This is a genomic window from Streptomyces sp. NPDC046716 (assembly GCF_040645755.1).
GTDB lineage: Bacteria > Actinomycetota > Actinomycetes > Streptomycetales > Streptomycetaceae > Streptomyces.
The window spans coordinates 1-20,103 of the sequence record NZ_JBEYYU010000032.1 but is presented as its reverse complement, the minus strand read 5'-3'; the positions used below and the strand labels follow the sequence as shown (position 1 = coordinate 20,103).

Sequence of the window (20,103 nt, the reverse complement as noted above, 5' to 3'; positions counted from 1 at the left end):
TCACTACCGTAGATCGCCAGGGATGTCATGAGCAGGGCCAAGCCGCCTGCGACGGCTCGGAGACCCGGGCTGTGTCCGGCCGCTGCATCCGCGCGGTCGGGTCTGGAACTTCGCATAGGTCCTTCCTCTGTTGGGCTGTCAGGGAGAAACAGGGCATGGGCGGAGCAGGGCCTGGCCCCGATGGCCGATCCTGTGGGTGTGAGGGGGCGTGTGGGGACATGGCTGACGACGCCGTCCGCGGTCGGACGGCGCTCAGCTCACGACATGGGATGTGGTGACGGGGTGCTGCGGGCTACGGCTCGATGAGACCGACCCTGATGGCGTAGCGGGCGAGCGCGAGACGGTCGCGCAGGCCGAGTTTCTGCATGAGATTGGCCCTGTGCCGCTCGACCGTCTTCACACTGATGTACAGAAGCTCGGCGATCTCCTTCGACGAGTGCCCTTCGGCCACGAGTTTGAGAACCTCTTCCTCACGTTCCGTGATGGTCCGGGCTCCCTTGTCGGCGGAGAGCACGTTTTCATCGGCTCGGTCGAGGATGCGACGGATCAGCGTGCTCTCAGCACCGGGGTAGATGAACGGCTCGCCCCGGACGGCGGCATGACACGCGTCCACCAGATCGCGATCGGCGACCGACTTGAGCACATAGCCGCTGGCACCGACTCGTAGGGACTCGAAGAAGTATTCGCTGCTGTCGTACATGGTCAACATCAGGACGCGCAGGCCAGGATGGGCACGGGAGAGTTGCCGGGCAGCCTGGAGTCCGGTCAGCCGTGGCATCGCGACATCCAGGATCGCCAGGTCCACTTCCGTGGTGACCGCGGCCGCGACGGCCTCGGCGCCGTCTCCCGCCTCGGCCACCACGCTCAGTCCGGGCTCGTGGTCCAGGATTAGCCGGATTCCTCGTCGTACCAGTGCATGGTCGTCAGCCAGCAGAATCCGGACGGGTGAGCCGCTCATCGGGTCCCCTCCGACACGGACGGCACAAGAAAGCGCACCTCCGTGCCACCGTCAGGTGGCGCTCGGAACGTCAGGTCCGCGCCCACCAGAAGGGCACGTTCCAGCATTCCCCGGATGCCCGAACCCTCTTGCTTTCCTTGCAGGCCGCAGCCGTTGTCGCGCACCACGAGTTCCACCTGGTGCGCGCTGCGCCGATACAGGTGAAGGCTGACCTGCTGGGCGTGCGAGTGGCGGAGGGCGTTCGAAAGGCCTTCTTGTGCCACGCGATACACGGCGAGTTCGGTTTCACCGGCGAGTCGGGGCAGTTCCGATGCGATCTGATGGTGAACCAGGAGACCGGGCGTGCTGAATTCGGCCACCAACGCTCGCAGCGCACGGGGCAGGCCCAAGTCCTCCAGTACACCTGGTCGCAGCCGGCGCGCGATACAGCGGATCTCGTCGAGGCTGTCGCGCGTCAGTTCCTTGACCGCGAGAAGCTCCTCACGAAGTTCCTTGGCCGCCTCATCGGCCAGCCAATTCAGCTGGAGGAGCACTGCCGTCAGCGTCTGACCGACCTCGTCGTGCAGCTCCCGTGCGAGGTGCTGCCGCTCACCTTCCTGAGCTGCCACCACCCGCGCGCTACTCAGAGCCCGTTCATGCTCCAGTCGATCGAGCATGGCGTTGAACGTGGACAGCAGTTCGGCGATTTCGGTGTGTCCGCTGACCTCCGGCCGAGCCGAAGGATGGACAAGGTCAGCGGAGGCCATTGCCCGTGACAGCCGCTTCAGGGGCGCCAGGCCGTAGTGGAACAGCACAGCGTTCACCACGAGCATGGTCAACACGCCGCAGCCGATCACCAGGGCCTCGCCGAGACTCACGGGCGTTGAAACAGTGACCCAGGGGCCCATCAACAACGCGGCAGCGGTGACCAGGACAAGCGCATTCAAGGTGAAGATGCGCCAGAACAGCGACACCGCGAACCCCCTTCCCCCGACGACCTTGCCCACACCGGACCATTGGATCACGGCCGTGAGCTGCGAAAACATGACCAGCGCAGTCTGAAATATCGGAACGGCGACGTCTATGGGGGGCAACACCCATCTTTACCGTCTTCGACCCCTCGGACCGGGCCCGGGTCACCAGACTCCCGGTCCCGGTCCAGTCCGACAGACGATCGCCAAACCACGGCCAGTCGGCAGAGCTTCACGGCATGCAGGGCAGTACCGACCCCAACCAGATGCAGCACACAGCCGAACAGGCCCGCAACGAATCCCCGTTCCTCCTCCGCGGGCAAGCTCCGCACCTGTCCGAGCACGACACTCAACGCAACACCGGCAACTGGCTCGCCCACCAGCAGCCCACCGAACGCCGGGGCGACCGGCTCGCCCTCTGGTTCAACGTGCTCAGCGTCGCAGCCGCTTCCCGGCCTGCTCGTGCAACCCTCGGACGCCTTTGCGAGTCTCCTGTTTGCCGAACGGTGGGTCACGCCTGGATCAACTTCGGGCAAACACCAACAAACCCAACACCTCATCGAAGCGGGATGTCCGCCGGACGCCTCTGTCCCTTGCAGGAGCTCAACGCATGGCCAAGCACATACGCCCTACCACCCCACCTCCGGCGCACATCCGCGTCGCCACAGCGAACGCCCCGGCGACGCCCCTGACCGGCGGCCTCCTCACCGCGTCGGCGGGCACGGCCGGCGCGGCCGACGGCGTCACGCAGCACCGCAAGGCGGATCTCAACGGGGCGGGCTACGGCGACGCCGCGTTCTCCACTGGCAACGCCACTGCGTCCGGGCAGAAGAACGCCGCGGACTTCGTCGCCCCGCACGAATCGGCGAACGGCATCACGTCGACCCAACGCACCACCATCAGCCAGAACACCACCAGCGCGCCCGGCTCCTCCGCGGCCTTCTCTCAGGACCGCTGGCGCGCCGCCCTCACCGCGAGCGACATCAACGGCGACGGCTGCCCGACGCTCGGGGCGAGAGCCACCAACTGACCTGCAGCCATGAGTAGTTCATCCGACCGGACGACGGGCGATCCCGTCACACCGAACTGCCGGACAGGCCCGTACTGCGACGTCGGCCACCAGGCCCACCTCAACAACCACTCAGTGGTCGATCAGCACAGCCACACCCGACACGTCATCGTCAACAACCCGTCGAAAGGCCCGTCCATGAAGCGTACGCTCACGTTGATCACCGCGCTGGTCGTCACCGCGCTGTCGTCCACAACGGCGCACGCCGCGGTCAAGAAGGCCAAACCTCCGCTCAGTTGCGAATCTCGGACGTTCACCTCAAGACCGGGCCCCGCCTTCAGCGACCCGGAGGACGCCGACGCCCAGATGAACATCATGGGCCCGATCATCGAATCGATCAACAGCGCCAGTTGCGGGCAGACCATACGCGTCGCCATGTACTCGATAGGCAGCACACAACCGGGCCCGGACTTCGCCAACGCCCTGATCGCCGCGCACCAGCGGGGCGTCATCGTCAAGGCGCTGATGGACTCTCACAGCGACAATGCGACCTGGCAGTCGATGGTCACCGAGTTGGGCAACGACCCGCAAGCCTCCAGCTTCGCCGCGCTGTGCCCGGGCGGCTGCCTGACCCACTACTCCGGCTCCGCCCTGCACGCGAAGTACTACATGCTCAGCGGCGGGAGCGACGCGAACAGAACAGTGACCGTCAGCAGCGCCAACCCCACCTCCGCCCAGGCCAGAACCGCGTGGAACAGTGCCGCCACCGTCAAGGGCAACGTCGACCTGTACAACTCCTACCTCCGCTACTTCACAGCCATGGCCAAGGGGGCACTCAACGGCCCGGGCCCGCTGGTTCCCGACTACTACAACTCCACCAGCGGCGAGGCCGCCAGGAAACTGTCCCCGCCCTCCTACCAGTGGCCCAAGGCGCGCTCCAGAAGCGACACGTGGGTCGACTTCCTGAACAACGTCAAGGCACCGGCCACGATCAACATCGCCATGTTCCAGTGGACCTCTCACGGGCAGCCGGGCGACCGGAACTATCTGGAGCTGCCGAAGAAACTGGTGAGCCTGGCAAACACCGGCGTGAAGATACAGATACTCTTCACCGCCGGCCAGGTTGACGGCAGCGTGCAGAACTACCTGAAGAACCGGCCGAATATCACCGTGCACGACACCACCCGCGGCACCGACGCGAACGGCAACGCCCTGCACTACACGCACGACAAGTACATGATGGTCAGTGGTAATTACGCGGGTACGTCCAACTCCAGACTCGTGTTCGTCGGCTCCTCGAACTGGACGAGCAACGGCATTTGGCACAACGACGAGTCGGACCTGAAGCTGGTCGGCCAGTCCAACTACGAGATGTTCATGACGGACTGGCAGAACCAGTTCAACCGCTGCTGTGGGACCGTGGCGCGAGAGTTGAGCGCCGAGGAGCGCGCCGAGAATACGGCACGCGAGATTCCGATCGACCCGAGGCAGGTCAAGGAATAGACACTCTCGGTCACAGCCGGCCGGTTACTTGCCGAACCTGCCCCTGAGACCGTCGAGCAACTGCCTGTGCCCGTACCGCTTCACATCGCCGTCAGGGCCGACCAGGGGTGCTGCGCTCCACGGAGCGCACATCGGACGTGATCAGCTGTCGCGCTCGTCCGCCTCGCCGTGACCCAGGCCTGCGCAGCACTCCGGCTGCTGCCGCTGGCCTGCGCCCTTACTCTCCCGCACGGCGCACGTCAGCCGCACCTGAGATAGGGGCGGCGGTGTAGTCCCGATGAGTAAATGCCAACGGGCCCGGTCCACATCGTGGGTGACGGCCGCCAGAGAGTCCGCGCCCTCCTCTGGGCACACGCATTTCCCAGTCATGTCCGACTTTCGATGCGCAGCAGCAAAGTTGTGAGGTAGTCCTGCCGCACTGCGGATTACTACAGAGCCCGAGGACGCCCTCCACCTCGCCCGCTCAGGCGGCGCCCACTCCGGCAGGGGGCGCCGCACCGCCGGACTGTGAATGGTCGGCCTTGAAGCTGCGCCCCCGCGCTCCTCGGCGGCGCAGCAGCCGACGGCCGCGAGCAGATCGCCCAGCCCTCGTGCCGGGATGGTCGTAGCCGTACCACTTCAGGCGGCCTCCGTAGACGAACTACAGTTCCTGCTGGACTCCCGGGCGCGACGCGGTTGCCGAGTGGAGGCCGCCCGATCCGGATCCAGCGGCGCCGGATGCCATCGCGCCCGCACACCGCCGCCCGGACGCCACCGATTCCACCCGGCAGTACCACCGAGGGGAAACAGCGCGCATGACCGTCAGTCTCACCATGTACGACACCCCACGACCGCATAAGAGCGCGCACGCCACAGGGCTCCCTGTGCTGCCCCTGTATCCCGTCCACACAGCGGGTCCGGGAGAGCAGCCCCACGTCCTCGCGCACGTGGAGCGCGAACTCCCGCCCGGCGGCATTCCCTCGTACCGCGGCGACCGCAAGAAGGGGGCCCGTTCCTTCCTCCTGTGGGCCGACGAGGAACGTGCGCAGCCGCTGGCCCGTCTGGTCACACAGTCCACCGAGGGGCACCGGGTGACCTATCAGGTGCTGGACGCGTACGGGCAGATCATCGGCACCATTACGCGGCGGAAGGCGTTCAGGGGCGGCGGGTTGCGGATCCGCTGGACGGTGTCGCAGGCCGGCGCTCCGGACGCCGTGGGCTACAAGGGACGGCTGTTCTGGTGGGCCTTCTGCTGGATGTTGTCTCCCCTGCTTCCGTTCGCCTTCATCGCCGCCTTGCTGGAGAACGGCGACCTCCCACGCGCTCCGCGGCGCGTGAGATGGCGTGCTGACGGCCGACTGGTCATGGAGCACAAACCGTCGTCGAACGCAGTGCTGCTCCGGGTTCCAGGCCTTGATCCCCGGGTAGGTGCCGCGCTCGCGGCGCTGCTGGCGTCCTTCAGGGGTTGGTATCGGACCTCATGGGACGACCAGAAGGAATGACCGTCGATGTGTACGCCCGGCATTGCAACAGTCATCGCCCCCACCAGGTTAGGACACCGCTCCCGTCCCCCACTCGGGAGCAAACCGGAAACAGAAAAAGGACCGTTCGAAAACGGTCCTTCACCTGCGACATTCGACGAATCGAACAGTCGGGACGACAGGATTTGAACCTGCGACCCCTTGACCCCCAGTCAAGTGCGGCCGCTCCTAGACGAGTTCTTGAACGCCACTGTGCGCCGTTGCGAGATGTTCGTGGCGCCTGAGCGGAAGTTCACGGAACCACGCTACCGACGTTCATGGTTTGACGCTATTGACGGATTTTGCTGGCTACTTCTTACGGTACGCACCTTTAGTGAGCCGTCAATTCTCGTCTCGTTCCAGAGGCGCCATGAACTGTCGACCGGCATCGCATTCACTGGGCGCCGTTGCCCTACGCCAGGTGCTGCCCCCTGACGCTGCAAGCAGTAGGACGCGCTTGAACCCCATCGGCCTCCACTCACCACGCCGTCTACGCAAGCCTCGGGCCTTCCGCTGTCACTCAAACCTGCAGCCCTCGTGAACAGCCGCGGCCGGGAATAGGACCTCTATGAAGGCCCCGGCGAGGGACACCTGCTGCACAGCGAGCTGCTCAACGACGTCTTCCACGGTGAAGAGCCCAGCTACTCGCCCGGTCCAACGGCATAAGCGAAGGGCTGGGCTGCCGTTGACGCAGCCCGCATCGGTCATCCTTATGTCTCCGATCAAGCAGGCGACGACCGGGCAGTACCCGGTCGCGGCCTGTCCGGCTGCGTCGTCTGCCCGGCCGACGGGCCCCGACAGCTGGCAGCTGGCAGCTGGCAGCTATGCAATCTCCGCAGCCAGGGGCGGCGTCACCAGCCGTGTCGCGCTGGGGTCGACGTCCGGAGCACAGGTGAGGACCGGGACCTCGTGGTCCGGCAGCCCGTTCATCTCGACCGCCGCCTGACCGAGCAAGTGGGCGCCCTGCACGGACTGTCCCTCGGCGATGGCGGCGTAGAACCGTGCGGCATAGGTGATGGCGTCGACGTCGCCGATGGACGTGGCCATGCCGATGGCAAACGGGACGGTCTCGACGAGGCCGGCCGTCTGCGCGGCAGAGTGACAGGAGTTGAGCACGACCAGCAGCGGCTTCTCGTCCACGGCCGCGATGGCCCGGGCGAAGGCGCCGGCACTGACGAGGACGCTCTCGTGGAAGTCGTCAACGTCCTGCTCGAACTCCAACAGGTCCGCCCCGCTGTGTCCGGAGAAGTGCACGACGTGGGGACGGAAGCGAGGAAGGGCGTCCAGGAGGGTGTCCGCGGTCGCAGCCGAGTGAACGTCCAGTTCGACCAGGTCACGGTGGGTCGCCCGCTGCACGATCGTACGGATCCGCTCCTGTTCCCGCCCGATGCGCAGACTCCCGTCGGAAGCAGCCCCCAGCAGCAACACCCGCAGTTTCTCCGGCTTCGGCGCCCGCAGTTCCCTCAGCACCGTGCGCACCTGCCCCTCCGTCGCCGACAGGCGGCTCTCCATCCTGCGCTGCTGGGCCGCAGCACGGCGCTCGGTCTGATCCCGCTCGCGCTGGCGGGCCTTCTCCGCAGCGGCGGTCTCGGCCGTCTCCGCCTTCGCCAGCCTCACCGACAGGTCGGAGATCTCCTTGCTGAGCTTGCCGACCTTGGTGCTCCAGGTCCCTGCGTCACGAGCTGCCTTGTTGGCCTCGTCCTCGTACCGCTGCGCCGCGCGCAGCTTGCTCGCCCGGGTGCTCGCCGTCTTCGCCTTCTCCGCGGCCGACCGCTCCTTGGTCGCCTTACCGCGTCGGTCGGCCTCCTTCGTGCGGAACTCGCCGACCTTCTTCTCGGCGGCGGCCCGCTCCTTGGTCTTCCGGTCCAACTGACCCCTGTAGGAACTTGCGCTCATCGGGTTCCCTCCCTGTGCTACCTGTCGCTCCAGCCTACGAAGCCCCACTGACAACGCCCGCCCAAGTCCTAAGCGCCAGGAAGACATCGGCGTCAGTTCGCATGCGACCTGGCCGGTCCTGGAGAAACGAAAGATCAAGAGGGGTCCTCCTTGCCTCTCGCCCGGGCCGGCCGTGGTGCACCGTCCAGCGCGCGCGGGAGGGCCGTTTCCCGGCGCCGGGGCGTGCGGCCTCGCGCCGACCGGCGATCGACCGGCCGGCGGAGGCGCCCCGCCGAGCCGACGGGGGAGGATGGTGGCCCGCCTGTCGGCTCGGCCCTTCTCGTGCTGCCCAGGGCCCCCTCAGCTCGCGCTACGAAATTCCACGGAGGGGGAAACAGGGGCAGTAAGGGCTAACTAGCAACGGTTTGAAGTGAGTTGACAGGGTAATGGCGGCTCTGGGATCTTTGCGGTGCGACACTAGCCGTGTGCCTGTACGCATCACGGCTCGTCTTCGCTTCGATGAAGACGAGCCGTTTCTGTTTTCCCGACTGCTGAGCCCCTGGGTGACATCCTGACCTGCCCCATGTCTCGGGTTCCAGTTCTGGTGGCTAACGGACAGCCCTTCGCGGAAGGCTGGCAGTGATGCCTCGTCCCTATCCTCCGGAGTTCCGGGCGCGTGCCATCGCGCTGGTCCGCTCCGGCAAGCAGGCCAAGCAGACCGCGGTCGAGCTCGGCATCCATCCCGTCACGCTGTCGAAGTGGCTGCGGCAGGACGACATCGACCACGGGCGGCTGCCGGTTAGCCACCGAACCTGGAGCCCAAATGGTGGGGCAGGTCAACTTGTCACCTACATCTGCAGCAGACCCAACAGAAGTCCTGAAGGGCAAGGTCATGCCGCTTGCTTCGCCACGCGGACTGCCTGAGAAGCTGCCTACGCTCGGAAACCGAGACGCACAGATCAGGAGTACCCGGCCCGATGAGCCTCGGCCGTGAAACGATGGCGCCGTGAGCGGCGTCGACACCGTCAGAGGCATCGCCTTCCAACAGGCGCACGGGGTTCTCGAAGCAATCAGCATGCTCGAGGATCCCCTTCTCGGCAGCATCCGGGTCGAGGGCCTCGACGATGTGGTCGACGTCGAACTCTTCACCAGGGACGGGCGATTGCACCGTGCCATTCAGGTCAAGATCCGCACCAGCGGATACACCTGGGGCCAGGCGGAGCTGTTGAACGTCTTCACACGCTGGGCCGCTCTCCCGGGCGCCCAGCATGCGACGTTCGAGTTCCTTACCGACGGCCGACTCGGGCCGACGGGCGAACTGGTGGAAAAGGCATTACGGTCCACCGCCGCGGGTGATCCGGCAAACCTCGTCGCCCTCCTCGGGCCCCATGCGCCCGACGCGACCGTAGTGAGCGCGCTGGGCCGGGCTCGGGTGCGACAGGACCCGCGCGGAACCAAAACTGTGCTCGCTGAGGCAGAGCGGCAGGTCTCTGCCATGCTGCCGACAGTGCGTTCCCGGTCGGCCCTGCGTGAGCAGGCCGAACGGGCGGTCGACCGGCTCTTCCGCCACATGCTCGCGGCGGCGGGCGAACATGACCCGGAGCAAAGGCTTCTGACACGTCAGGACATCGCGCAGCTACTCGGTGTCCCCGCGGACCAGAGCGCCGCCCAGCGGTGGCCAGGCACTGTAATGCCTCGATACCTTCATGCTCTATCGGGCTTGCAACCACGGCAGGTTCTCGCCGAGTTGAAACTCCGGCCCGTAGGCCTGTCGAGCCTGCAAGGTAGCCCGTCGTCGGTCGGGCCCGATGAGGAGGACATGTCCGCCCTGACGCGAGGTCCAGGTCCGATGATCCTGGCTGGCCGGTCAGGCTCGGGAAAGACCACAGCCGCGTCCCTGCTACGGGCGCTCTCCGTCAGGACGGGCTACCCGGTCATCGTGGCGCACGCGGAAAGCTATGTCCCTGGCCGCCTCGCCGCCCTTGTGGCCGACGCTCTGGGCGCCATATTGGAGCAAGATCTACCTTCCGCCACCGGCGCGCAAGCGCTGGCTGACCCCGCCGTGACCGTGGTCGTCGACGGAGTCTCTGAGGTCACCCCATCACTGAGGGAGGGGCTGGCCGAGGAGCTTCGCGCCCCAGTCGCGTCGGGCCACGGCGCACGTCTGGTCCTCGTGGGCCGCGATGCCTCGGTAATCGGGTCCGTACTGCCGAGCAGCGTCACCCCACATACCTACGAGCTGTCGCCGCTCTCCCACTCCCAGAAGATCGAGTTGGCCACATCCGCGACGGCCGGCAGCTCCGCCACAGCGCAGGCGATTGTGGCGGTCATCGGGGAAGTGCTGGGCGAGGCTGTGGACAATCCGCTGCTCTTCGCCATGAGTCTGGAGGTCAGGTCAGAGCTGGCTGGCACGACCGGCCGCGCGGATGTCTACCGGACCTTCCTCAGCCGCCTGGCGCGCCGGACTGGAGCCGCGGGCCTCGGATCCCTGGTTCCTGTCCTCGGCATTGCGTACGCGAGGTTGCTAGACGACGGACGCCGCTTCGCAGACATTTACGAGTGGCTGGAGATCCTGGCAGACGCCTCCGGCCCCTTGAACGCACTCGGGCTGCAGACGACCGCCGCGGAGCTCCACGACGCAGCACGACGCTGCGGCCTGATCAGTCTGACCGGGTGGGAACAAACCGTCGTTCCGCTCCATGACTCGTTCGCCGACTACCTCGCGGGGGATGCGCATGCGCGAGGCCGCGCGCCGCTGCCGCAGACCCTCTTCCCCGGCGACGAGCAGCGTCTGCTGTTCAGCGTCGAGATCGGGGGCGTAACGGATAAGATCGCCCAAATTGTGGCTCGCGACCTGCCGTTCACCACAGTCGCCCTGTCGCGATACGACCGACGCCTCGCAGATGACGACACTCCGCACGAAGTCGCCTCACTCCTCGCTCACCTCCGTCTGGGCCACGGCGGTGTCATGCTGGCACGGCTTGCGGACGGAAGGGTCATGGCTCTGCCATCCAGCTCCGACGCATCGCGATGGATCGACGCGAAGGATGCGATCCGGCTCTCCCGCACGTCTGTCGCTTCGACCGTCCTCGACGCGGATACCGGGCCGACACGGATCGCCGTGCGGCTGTGGAGACAGCACCTCCTGAGCCTGCTGACTGCGCCCGCCGGGATCCGTCCTGACCAGCCCCGCACACAGGCCGACGCCGTACTCTTGCTGACCGAACACGCGCGACGCACAGCCACAGCCACCCGCGAGCTCGTAGCGGCAGCCACGCCACCGGGTCACGAAGCCTTACTAGCGGCGCACACGGGCCCCGGTGGCATGAACGCGGTCGTCGGCGAGCGCGAGTCGGATCCCTTCGGCGGTACGGAATGGGGCGTGACCTACACCCGCAGCGACGAAATCACCGTTGTATCAACGCAGCAGACGACCTCTCCCTTGGATACGACGACCGGAGGCAGCGCTGGCCTCCGCGCGCTTTTGGACCGGTCACCCCAACAGGCAGCCGCAGCGTATGTACGCACGGCTATCCACTCCCTCACGAACCAAAAGTGGCTCATCCCCTAGTCGGAACACCAATCACGAAAGCACGATCATCATGAGCGATGCGCAAGTGTGGCAGGCCGTGACCGAGCAGGCGCAGGTGTGGGCGGAACTGCCGCTTGTCTCCCGCTTCGCCCGTGAATTGCCCTACAACAACCGGGAGTCCCTGACCGAAGTCCCCACTCACCTGGGCGTCTTGGAAGCCCATGGCGCCCAGATCACTGGAAGTCCGCTCCGGGCAGGCTCCACCGTGGCAGTGTTCAGTCAGGTCCGGCTGCCCGACGATGAGCGGCAGGTCCTGACCGCTAGCTGGCAGGAATGGCTTGATGCCGCGCACCGGATTGAACGAGCGCACCGGGACACCATCGCCTGGATCCGTTCGCGCCTCCCCGGCTATCCGCTGCTCCCCGCCCCCCATCTGGCGCCCCATACGGCCCTGACAACCGACGAATTCAGCTGGCGCCTGACTTGGCCACCTCAGGATCGCGCCGCCGGGATCCAGTTCACGGGGTCTCCGCAGCAAGCAAATCAGCTACTCAACGCATCCAGAAGGACAGCCACCGTTCTGGACCGCGCAGCTCAGAACCTGTCCACCACGCTCCAGCACAGCGACGCCTGGCAGCAGTTGAAGGCCACGCACAAGGCGCTGGACAGTCCGAGCCGTTCACGCCTTATTGAGACCCGGACAAAGGTCAAACGACTCCTTACCCCTCAGGCTCTCGACATTCACGACACACGCATGATTGAGCGTCACAACCACCGCACGGCGATTCTCCAGCAGGAGATCAATCAACTCGACGGTGCGGCCCGCGCATACTGTGAAGCCTTCGACGCCACGGACCAACTCATCGAGTTCGCGGCAAGCGACGTCTTCGGCCAGCTCGCACTCCACGGCGAGCCCCGCCGCGTCTCAATCACCGATCTTGATCTCACTCCTGGCACTGTCCCTCAGGCACACTTCAGCGTCTCGGCCGACGACTTCTCGTTCACCTCGGGCCTCATCGTCAGGCCCGACGACCCCCTGCTTCCCGAAGCCTGTCATGTGACCGGCATGACCTGGAGTTTCTCCCACACCTCTGAGAGCCGACGCGTGACGGCCCGAGTTCTGTCCGGATCCGAGTACATGTGGCGCTGACTCTGGCCCTGGAAAGCTCTTTCCCGGCCCTCGCCGCTGCGTGCAGCAGGCGAACCGGCTCTCAGAGGCCCTCTGTAATCCAGGCCAGAGCACGGTTGAGGAGCATGTTGCACGGTATCCCAGCGAGCACCAGTTGCGCCCCAGACTGAGCCAACGCGCACAGTCGCACCGTTCGCTCGGTCAAGGGATCCGCGCAGGTCGCAGGCCGTGCGGCGCGCGTTGTGGTCGTGGCGTGGGCGTTCGCCTGGAACTCCGGACGCCGCAAGATCATCCTGGAAACACAGGCGTCACACCATGCGCAGGGAAGTGGTCACCATGCGCTCCCACCACGCCACCGGACGTGTCTACCGCCGCTGCGGCTGCCGCGACGCCCAGAAACACCAACTCGGCTCCCACTGCCCGCTCCTGGCCACCGACCCCGGGCACGGGACCTGGACCTTCGCCGTCGAGATCCCCGCCACCACCCCCGGCGGCCACAACCGCACCGTACGACGCGGCGGATTCCCCACCGCGGACGAGGCCCGCACCGCGCTGCACCGCTACCTCGCCGGCCGCAGCATCGGCATCAGCGCCGACCCCAACCCGACCCTCGAGGACTACCTCACCCAATGGCTCGCCGGGAAGAAGCTGCGGCTCAAGCCCACCACCTGGATCCGCTACCGCGACTACACCCGCAACGACCTCATCCCCGCCCTCGGCCCGATCCGCCTCGACGACCTCGCCTACGAACACCTGCTGCGCTTCACCCAAGCCCAACTCGCCGCCGGACGCGGCCAGCAGACGGTCTGGCACATCCTCGCCACGCTCTCCAGCGCCCTCGGCGAGGCCGTGCGCACCCACCGGCTACCCGTCAACGTCGCCCGTCCCACCATCATCCCCCGCCCGGCCCCCGCGGAACGTGTCATCTGGACCACCGCCCAGGCCGTGCGCTTCCTCGACCACTGCCACACTCATGACCCCGACTTCGCCGACCTCGTCGAACTGCTCATCGGCACCGGACTACGCAAGGGCGAGGCCCTCGCCCTGCACTGGTCGGACGTCCAACTCGACCAGAACCGGCTCTACACCCGCTGGACACTCTCAGCCGTCGACAACAACCAACTCGTCATGACCACCCCGAAAACCCGCAGCAGCCGCGACTGGGTAGCCCTCTCGCCCCGTGTCCACAACACACTCGACCAGCGCCGTCACACCACACTCGCGACCGCAGACCCCACCGAGACGGCCACCATGGCCGACGGGTTCGTCTTCTCACGCCCCGACGGACGCCCCTGGCACCCGGAGTGGGTCCTCAACCACTTCCACCACCTCACCGACCAAGCCGGCCTCCCCCGCTGCACCCTCCACGACCTGCGCCACCTCGCCGTCACCACGGCCATCAGCGAGGGCGTCAGCCTGTGGGTCGTCTCCCAGACCGCACGACACTCCACCATCTCCACCACCGCGAACATCTACGCCCACGTCACCCGACGCACCGCCCACCAGGCCGTCGACGCCATCGCCACCGCCCTCGACCGCGAAGAACAACACGCGACCACATCACGACCACCACACCACACACCGCACCAGGCCCATCAGCACAAACCAGGCGCCGACGACCGGGTTACGACCACCCGACGACCACACATGAAAAAGGCCGCCCCTGCCAAACGGCAGAAACGGCCTCCGACCTGCAAAAAGCTGGTCGGGACGACAGGATTTGAACCTGCGACCCCTTGACCCCCAGCGGTACGCAGAACTACACGCCCGAGGTTCACGGTTCAACGCTTCCGGGAGAGGTTGCCAGCAACTTCCCACGGTACGCGCGTCTATCGCGCCGTCAAATCTCTTCTCACGCAGCAGAAACGCGGGCTGGCAGCCAACTTCGCATCTGTTACGTGCCGTTGACCCACGCCGGACGCTGTTGTGTGACGCTGCCACCAGTCGGGCGCGGCGAGGAACTGCACGTTCCCGGCAAAGTGCTTGATCCGAATCGCGTACCAGAGATCGGTGCCGCGTTCCGTCTCACCGGTCAGGCGGTCGCAGCGGATGAGGGTGCCGTCCAAGATGATGCAGGGCAGGTGTTGGTGGCGGCACCGTTCAAGGACCTCGGGCAATTCCGGGGCTTCGCCGGCCAAGACATCGATGCCTTCGTGCAGGTAGCGGTAGGCGGTGGCCTGAGAGATCCCGGCATCGGCGGCGAGGAGCACCGACGCCCGGGCCGCCGACGTCGACGTCCCGGTGACAGCCGCGGACCGGATGGGCTCCCCACGGGACGCGATCGGCGCAAAGGTGCCCGACGGCCAGTACTGGCCCAACTCATGCGCGGCTTCGCCGATTCCCCTGGATCGTCCTGTGTGGATGAAGGCAGTCCGGCTGGGATAGCTCGACAGCGAGGAGCTGCCGGTGGACGGGTCCCTCGCCCGAGCCGGTTCCGCACCCCGGAGATATCCTGACCGCCCTGTCACCTGGCCCTTGCCCCGTGGGGAGTTACTCTTGCCGCAGCTCGCCTTGACCACCGCCTTCAGGGCCGAGTACGAGCAGTTGGACAAGCCGGTGCGGGCCGGCGTGCTCAAGGCGGTGGCGAAGTTCCAGTCGCTGACCCCGGCACAGCTGGGGCCGGACAAGGGACTCGGGTTCAGCGCGCCGGTCAAAGCGCGTGACTCGCGCGTCCGCACGATCCGCATCACGGCCTTCTGGCGCGGCGTCGTTCTCGCGCCGGACGACGGCAGCGACATCTACGTACTCCTGAAGGTGCTGCCGCACGAGGATGCGATGGCGTGGGCCGTCAAGCGGTCCTTCACCGTCAACGCCGCCACACACCGGCTCGAAGCGCGCGACGTGGGAGCGATCGACGAGCTGCAGGGCACGCAGCCCGCCACCGCCGTCCCGTCCCCGCTCTTCGCGGAGTTCTCCGACCAGGTTCTGCACGAACTGGGCGTCGACGAGCCCACGTTGAAAGCTGTCCGGGCGATCGCGGACCGGGCTCAGCTGGAGGCCCTCGGCGCCTTCCTCCCCGAGGACCAGTACGAAGTGCTGCAGTACCTGGCGGAGGGCTTCTCCGCAGATGAGGTCTTCCGGGATCTGGTGGCCGCACGTCGGCCCGCCACACCGAAGGGCTCCGACGGCAGAACTCTCGCCACGGCCATCTCCGATAGGGGCAGCCGGATCACGCTCGCCCCGGGTTCCGCGGAATGGGAAGAGATCGACGGCAAGCTCCTGGTCGCGCCGGAGCTCGGTGAGCTCCCCGCGCGCGCCATGCCCGGCCAGCGAAAGGCCTACCGGTGCGAGCGCCTTCCCCTGGTCGACGGCGGACAGGCGGACGTGTTCAAGGCGGTCCACAAGCCGAGCGGCCGGGTCGTCGCGCTCAAGAAGCTGCGGGACAAGCACCCGCTGCCCCGCCAAGTGGCTCGCATGGCCCGTGAGATCGAGCTCGGCCGGCGCCTCGACGGGAACCCACACGCGATGCCCGTCCTGGACTGCGACCCCAACAACACGTGGTTCGTCATGCCGTACGCGGAGGCCACGGCGGAGCAGTGTCGGGACCGGTTCGCCGACGTCCCCGCCCTGCGTTCGCTTCTGGTGGGGGTGTGTTCCGCCTTGACCGTGGCACACCGGCAGGGGTGGGTCCACCGGGACATCAAGCCCGCCAACGTACTGCTCCTGAACGGCCGTTGGCTGCTGGCCGACTGGGGAATCGTCAAGCGCCCCGCGGGCCTGACAACCGACGCGCAGCGCACCCGGATGGGCATGTTCCTCGGCTCCGACGGGTTCGCCGCTCCGGAGTCGTACAGCGACGCCCACGCGGTGGGTCCTTCGGCGGACATCTACAGTCTCGGCCAGTTCATCGGGTGGGCCGTCACCGGCGAGTATCCAATGCCCAATGTTCCGCTGCTGCCGAAGTCCGGTCCTTGGCGATCCGTCGTGCGCGAGGCAACCCAGTTGGAGCCCGCGCGTCGGCCGGCCACCGTCGAGGACCTTCTGCGGCTCGTCGGCCGGGAAATCGACGAGCCGCAGGAGTCGCCGCTCGTAGCAGGTGAGTACTGGCGGGGTGAACTGGCCACGGGATCTCCGGAGGCGGCCGATCAGCTGGTCGCATTGGCAGGCATGAAGAGCGACGACGCAGAGCTCTACTGCGACCTGCTCATCAAGATCCCGCTCGCCCCTCTCCTGCCCGCCCTGCTGTCCGATCCCGCCCGCGCGGTCGAGATGGCCCGTTCCATGGCCGAACTGCTGGGCTCTCACCGGCCGCCGGAGCCCGGCGAGGTTGATGCCGTCATCGGATGGCTGATCGCCCTGGCCCAGCAGGCCGCGACGGCAGGCGAGCTGGACCTTCTGGAGACCTGCTGCGGCGGCGCGTTCGACTGGGGCTCCGCATCTGAGGACTGGTCGCCGCCGCCCTCACTTGCCACGTGGATCTCCACCCTGTCCGGCGATGCGGCGAGCTCAGTGGCCAGCATGCTGCGGCAACACCCAGGGTTCGCAACCCACTTGGCACCCCTGGCCCACGATCTTCGAGTCGACCACCGCATCCGCCACGCCGTCTCGGGCCCCTGACGACCACACGCCGCCCGGAGAGGATCAGGCGGGCCGCGGGGCAGGCACCGTCGGAGCGGCAACGGCGGCACCGTCCACCTGCTCACCAACGGCCCGGCCGAACAGACAATTACCGTCGACATCGCTTCCCTGCCCCCGTCCTCGCACCGGGTGGTGATCGCCGCAGCCATCAACGGCGGCCTGTCCTTCGGTGACGTCGGCGCCGTCCAAGTCGCCGCGGCACCTGGCGACAGCGCCGCCCCGCTGCCACGCGCGACACTGGACGCCGCCACCAGCGAGCGCGCACTGAGCGACTCTGTCGGGGATCTTGAAATTCCCCGGCGCGATGCGTGACCGTCGGGCAGGCTCGGCTCGGTTTCGAAGGTCGGTCGTCTTCGTGAGGTGAGTCGGTGTCGCTGCGCGCTCGTCCGGGTGAGCAAGTTCCGTCGTTGACCGCGCAGGTGGCGCGGGCGAGCAACCCGAACGGGATGAACCTTCCCCTTGATCGTGGACACCTGGAGACTGGAACCTCAGTGGTTCCAGAGGAAGTAGCGCCAGGTGGGAAGCAAGTACACGAAGCGGTAAACCGAAGAGTTCAAGCGGGACGCGATCGCGCTCGTCGACTCCTCGGGCAAGACGGTCACCACGGTGGCCCGGGAGCTGGGCATCAGTTCCGAGTCCCTGCGCGGCTGGTACCGCAGGGCCAAGGCGGACCGGGGCGAGGGCACCTCCGGCGAATTCAGCAGTGCCGAGCGCGAGGAGCTCAAGCAGCTGCGGCGGGAGAACCGTGAACAGCAGCAGACCATCGAGATCCTGAAAAAAGGCGACTGCCTTCTTCGTGAAGGAGCACGACAGGTGAGCGCGTTGTACCGGTTGATCCATGCGGAGAAGGCGAACTGCCCAACTCGCGCGTTCCTGGCACCACGGCAACACGCTCATACGCACGAGGCCGCGATGCCCGCACCTTCGCACCCCACCTCGCCGAGCTCGCCTCTTGATCCAAAGAAGCGGATTTCCCTCCCTGAATCCCCCTCACCTGCGCTCCGACGCCGTGAATGGGCGGTGAAGATGCGAATCCAGAAAACCGACGTGGACATGACGAAGGCGTACGCTGGCTAACGCACGATCAAGGGCAGCAACATGAGGTCTGCTGGGGGCGATTGATGCTGACGTGGATCGAGGCGGTGGCATTCGGCGCGGGCGGTGGGCTGATCGCTGAGGCGGTAGTCACCTACGGGCGCATGAATGCCTGGCAGCAAGCGCGTCATGCGGCGCGGGCGGCAGAGGCCGCGCTCCCGCCACTCGACAAGTTCATCGATCCCTTCGCGGATTCGCTCGCCGCCCTCATGCGCGTGACGCTGGGAGGCGCGGCCGGGTGGTTGCTTCACACCGAGGTCACCGGAATCTATGCGGCGGTGACTGTCGGAGCCTCCGCGCCAGCCCTGCTGGCCCAGATCGGTCGGGCGACAACGCCCTCCGAGGCTCTGCGCGGGCCTCGCGAAGCCATGCTGGAGCCGCTGGCGTCCGCGGACAGCGAGGGGCCCTCTCGTATCCGCGAGGAGGCGCCGTGACTAACGGTTCGCTAGCACGGCGTTTTTGGCGCTCGTTTACCGGCGGCGTGGATCCGCATCACCTGCACGCTCGGGTGCGCGCACGCGAGGGCTACTCACTGTGGCTGCGGATCTGGGCGTCGTTCATCGGCACGGACTTGCCCTCAGGATCCATGCAGGCTGAGCCCACCCTTCCCGACACCTTGCGCGAGAATCGCCCGACTCCCAGAGCCGCGGACGAACAGGTTCTGGCCAGGCCACCTGCCCCGGGCTGGTTTCCACTCCCGCGGCTGCCGCAGGGCGGCGGTCTTGCCGCAGCGGGAGGTGACACCGTGCTGCTGGAGGCATCGGCCCCGGACGGCATCGCACGCTTCCTCGTTCACAGCCACGCGGGCCCCATCCGCGGGCACAGCCTGGAAGTCGTCGTGCCTGACGCAGAGAACACCGTGCCCATGATGACGGCGCTCCGATACCCGACCCTGGCCGGGCCCGAGCAGACCCTGCTCGTTCCCGTGGTGAGGGCGCCCCTTGGGCCTGCCGCCTCGTACGTTCGGCTCCCAGGCTTCTCCGGAGAGGACTGGACAGCATCCGCGCCGATTCCGGTCAGTCGAGACAGTGCGTGGGACGCCGAGACGGTCGCGCTGTCGGTCGGCGCCTCGCTCAACGAGGCGACCCGTAACGCCTGGCGCGCAGTACGAGCAACAATTTCGGATGCGGATCTGCGTCACGTCATCGATCGGGAGCTGCCTTGACCAGGGCAGCAAGGCCAGGGCAGCAACACGCCCGGGGCGGATTTTCTGCGGACGTCATGACGAACCGTCCAACGGGCTGGCGCTTGCGGAGACATCGTGGCGGCCACGCGGCCCGGATCGCAGTCGGGAAGGCGCTGGAGCGCGCTTCCGGCCCGCAGACTGCGGCCCGGGAGCTGCTGGGCGAGTCAGCGCTGTGGTGGAACTGTTGCAGCGAAGCGGTCCAAGACGATCCGGCCTGGCTCGCAGGTCGCGGCTGCGAAGACCTGCATGCCTGGCTTAGAGCAACCGCACCGGATCAGGAACACTCAGTCGCGGTACGAGCCGATCACCCGCTCCTCTTGGCCAGGGCGCTCGTCGCACCCCCAGGGGGCGGCGAAGAACACAACGAGGCAATGCTGCGGCTGCTGGGGGCGTGGGAAGGCAGCGGATTGCTGTGCCCGGATGCGGCTCCGGGACCGGTGCAGCCCGCCGGAAAGAAACTCTCTGATCTCTCGCCCCGGCTCGCCGGTGCCATCGACACGCTCCTGATGCGCAACCAGCAGGTGCGCCCGTCCTCGGCGTCCGGTCGGTCAACTCGGCCTTCCGAGGCTCTTGTTGTGATTGCCGCGCTCATGATGGCTGGCATAGCGCCACGCAGGCGCCCCGCCGTCCGCATACCCGTTGTCTTTGGCCGCCTGCCCGAATCCAGCGGGGTCACCTCGGCAACTGAGGGGGCTACCGGCATCCTGGAACTGCGGGAGTTCCCGGCGGGGCCTGCGGGTTTGTATCCGGACCCGCGGACGATGGACGGGGTGCGCAGCCCCAACGGCC

The 20,103-nt window shown here is 66.9% G+C and carries 13 protein-coding genes and 4 pseudogenes; 13 read left to right on the top strand and 4 right to left on the bottom strand.

The genetic code is table 11. From position 1 onward, the window contains the following. Positions 1-292 precede the first annotated feature (292 nt). Positions 293-958, bottom strand: a complete 666-nt coding sequence (locus ABZ930_RS23495; RefSeq protein ID WP_361550828.1) for a response regulator transcription factor — start codon at positions 956-958, stop codon at positions 293-295. Beyond that, entirely contained in the window at positions 955-1,911 is a 957-nt protein-coding gene (locus ABZ930_RS23490; RefSeq protein WP_361551046.1) for a sensor histidine kinase, read from the bottom strand. Before ABZ930_RS23490 ends, ABZ930_RS23495 begins: the two co-directional genes overlap by 4 nt. A gap of 607 nt (positions 1,912-2,518) precedes the next feature. Here ABZ930_RS23490 and ABZ930_RS23485 point away from each other — a divergent pair. From ABZ930_RS23485 to ABZ930_RS23475, 3 genes are all read left to right on the top strand, one after another. After that, positions 2,519-2,938, top strand: coding sequence for a hypothetical protein (locus ABZ930_RS23485; RefSeq protein ID WP_361550825.1), 420 nt, complete (start codon positions 2,519-2,521; stop codon positions 2,936-2,938). Between the two features lie 9 nt (positions 2,939-2,947). Continuing rightward, complete coding sequence (locus ABZ930_RS23480) at positions 2,948-4,420, top strand: phospholipase D-like domain-containing protein (RefSeq protein WP_361550822.1); 1,473 nt, start codon at positions 2,948-2,950, stop codon at positions 4,418-4,420. A gap of 926 nt (positions 4,421-5,346) precedes the next feature. Next, complete coding sequence (locus tag ABZ930_RS23475) at positions 5,347-5,901, top strand: hypothetical protein (protein WP_361550819.1); 555 nt, start codon at positions 5,347-5,349, stop codon at positions 5,899-5,901. An 840-nt stretch (positions 5,902-6,741) separates the two neighbouring features. Here ABZ930_RS23475 and ABZ930_RS23470 read toward each other — a convergent pair. After that, positions 6,742-7,815 (bottom strand): hypothetical protein, encoded by a 1,074-nt coding sequence (locus tag ABZ930_RS23470; protein WP_361550816.1) that lies wholly within the window; start codon positions 7,813-7,815, stop codon positions 6,742-6,744. Positions 7,816-8,436: 621 nt separating this feature from the next. Here ABZ930_RS23470 and ABZ930_RS23465 point away from each other — a divergent pair. The 4 genes and pseudogenes from ABZ930_RS23465 to ABZ930_RS23450 form a co-directional block, all read left to right on the top strand. Then, positions 8,437-8,592: pseudogene (locus ABZ930_RS23465) on the top strand (transposase); the annotation flags it as partial. A gap of 208 nt (positions 8,593-8,800) precedes the next feature. After that, positions 8,801-11,365: an ATP-binding protein gene (locus ABZ930_RS23460; protein WP_361550813.1), complete on the top strand. Its 2,565-nt coding sequence runs from the start codon at positions 8,801-8,803 to the stop codon at positions 11,363-11,365. 31 nt (positions 11,366-11,396) lie between these two features. After that, positions 11,397-12,476: a hypothetical protein gene (locus tag ABZ930_RS23455; RefSeq protein ID WP_361550810.1), complete on the top strand. Its 1,080-nt coding sequence runs from the start codon at positions 11,397-11,399 to the stop codon at positions 12,474-12,476. A gap of 294 nt (positions 12,477-12,770) precedes the next feature. Beyond that, the gene (locus tag ABZ930_RS23450; RefSeq protein WP_361550807.1) at positions 12,771-14,195 is read left to right on the top strand and encodes a site-specific integrase; all 1,425 of its coding nucleotides are present in this window, start codon (positions 12,771-12,773) and stop codon (positions 14,193-14,195) included. An 89-nt stretch (positions 14,196-14,284) separates the two neighbouring features. Here ABZ930_RS23450 and ABZ930_RS23445 read toward each other — a convergent pair whose 3' ends face one another. After that, positions 14,285-14,773 carry a hypothetical protein gene (locus ABZ930_RS23445; RefSeq protein ID WP_361550804.1) on the bottom strand — a complete coding sequence of 163 codons (489 nt, stop codon included), beginning with the start codon at positions 14,771-14,773 and terminating at the stop codon, positions 14,285-14,287. A 178-nt stretch (positions 14,774-14,951) separates the two neighbouring features. On the opposite strand from ABZ930_RS23445, the gene ABZ930_RS23440 reads away from it, so the two are divergent. The 6 genes and pseudogenes from ABZ930_RS23440 to ABZ930_RS23415 all read left to right on the top strand — a co-directional run. Next, on the top strand, positions 14,952-17,012 hold the full coding sequence (locus tag ABZ930_RS23440; RefSeq protein ID WP_361550801.1) for a protein kinase: 2,061 nt from the start codon (positions 14,952-14,954) through the stop codon (positions 17,010-17,012). A 66-nt stretch (positions 17,013-17,078) separates the two neighbouring features. After that, a pseudogene (locus ABZ930_RS23435) lies at positions 17,079-17,300 on the top strand (DNA polymerase III); the annotation flags it as partial. 288 nt (positions 17,301-17,588) lie between these two features. Further along, positions 17,589-18,110: pseudogene (locus tag ABZ930_RS23430) on the top strand (transposase); the annotation flags it as partial. A 44-nt stretch (positions 18,111-18,154) separates the two neighbouring features. Beyond that, positions 18,155-18,562, top strand: coding sequence for a hypothetical protein (locus ABZ930_RS23425; RefSeq protein WP_361550798.1), 408 nt, complete (start codon positions 18,155-18,157; stop codon positions 18,560-18,562). After that, positions 18,559-19,293 (top strand): hypothetical protein, encoded by a 735-nt coding sequence (locus ABZ930_RS23420; protein WP_361550795.1) that lies wholly within the window; start codon positions 18,559-18,561, stop codon positions 19,291-19,293. Before ABZ930_RS23425 ends, ABZ930_RS23420 begins: the two co-directional genes overlap by 4 nt. A gap of 392 nt (positions 19,294-19,685) precedes the next feature. Beyond that, positions 19,686-20,103: pseudogene (locus ABZ930_RS23415) on the top strand (hypothetical protein); the annotation flags it as partial.

Coding starts and splice junctions, on each gene's coding strand:
- ABZ930_RS23495 (WP_361550828.1), bottom strand. CDS start 958: ATGAGCGGCTCACCCGTCCGGATTCTGCTGGCTGACGACCATGCACTG.
- ABZ930_RS23485 (WP_361550825.1), top strand. CDS start 2,519: ATGGCCAAGCACATACGCCCTACCACCCCACCTCCGGCGCACATCCGC.
- ABZ930_RS23480 (WP_361550822.1), top strand. CDS start 2,948: ATGAGTAGTTCATCCGACCGGACGACGGGCGATCCCGTCACACCGAAC.
- ABZ930_RS23470 (WP_361550816.1), bottom strand. CDS start 7,815: ATGAGCGCAAGTTCCTACAGGGGTCAGTTGGACCGGAAGACCAAGGAG.
- ABZ930_RS23455 (WP_361550810.1), top strand. CDS start 11,397: ATGAGCGATGCGCAAGTGTGGCAGGCCGTGACCGAGCAGGCGCAGGTG.
- ABZ930_RS23450 (WP_361550807.1), top strand. CDS start 12,771: ATGCGCAGGGAAGTGGTCACCATGCGCTCCCACCACGCCACCGGACGT.
- ABZ930_RS23425 (WP_361550798.1), top strand. CDS start 18,155: ATGCTGACGTGGATCGAGGCGGTGGCATTCGGCGCGGGCGGTGGGCTG.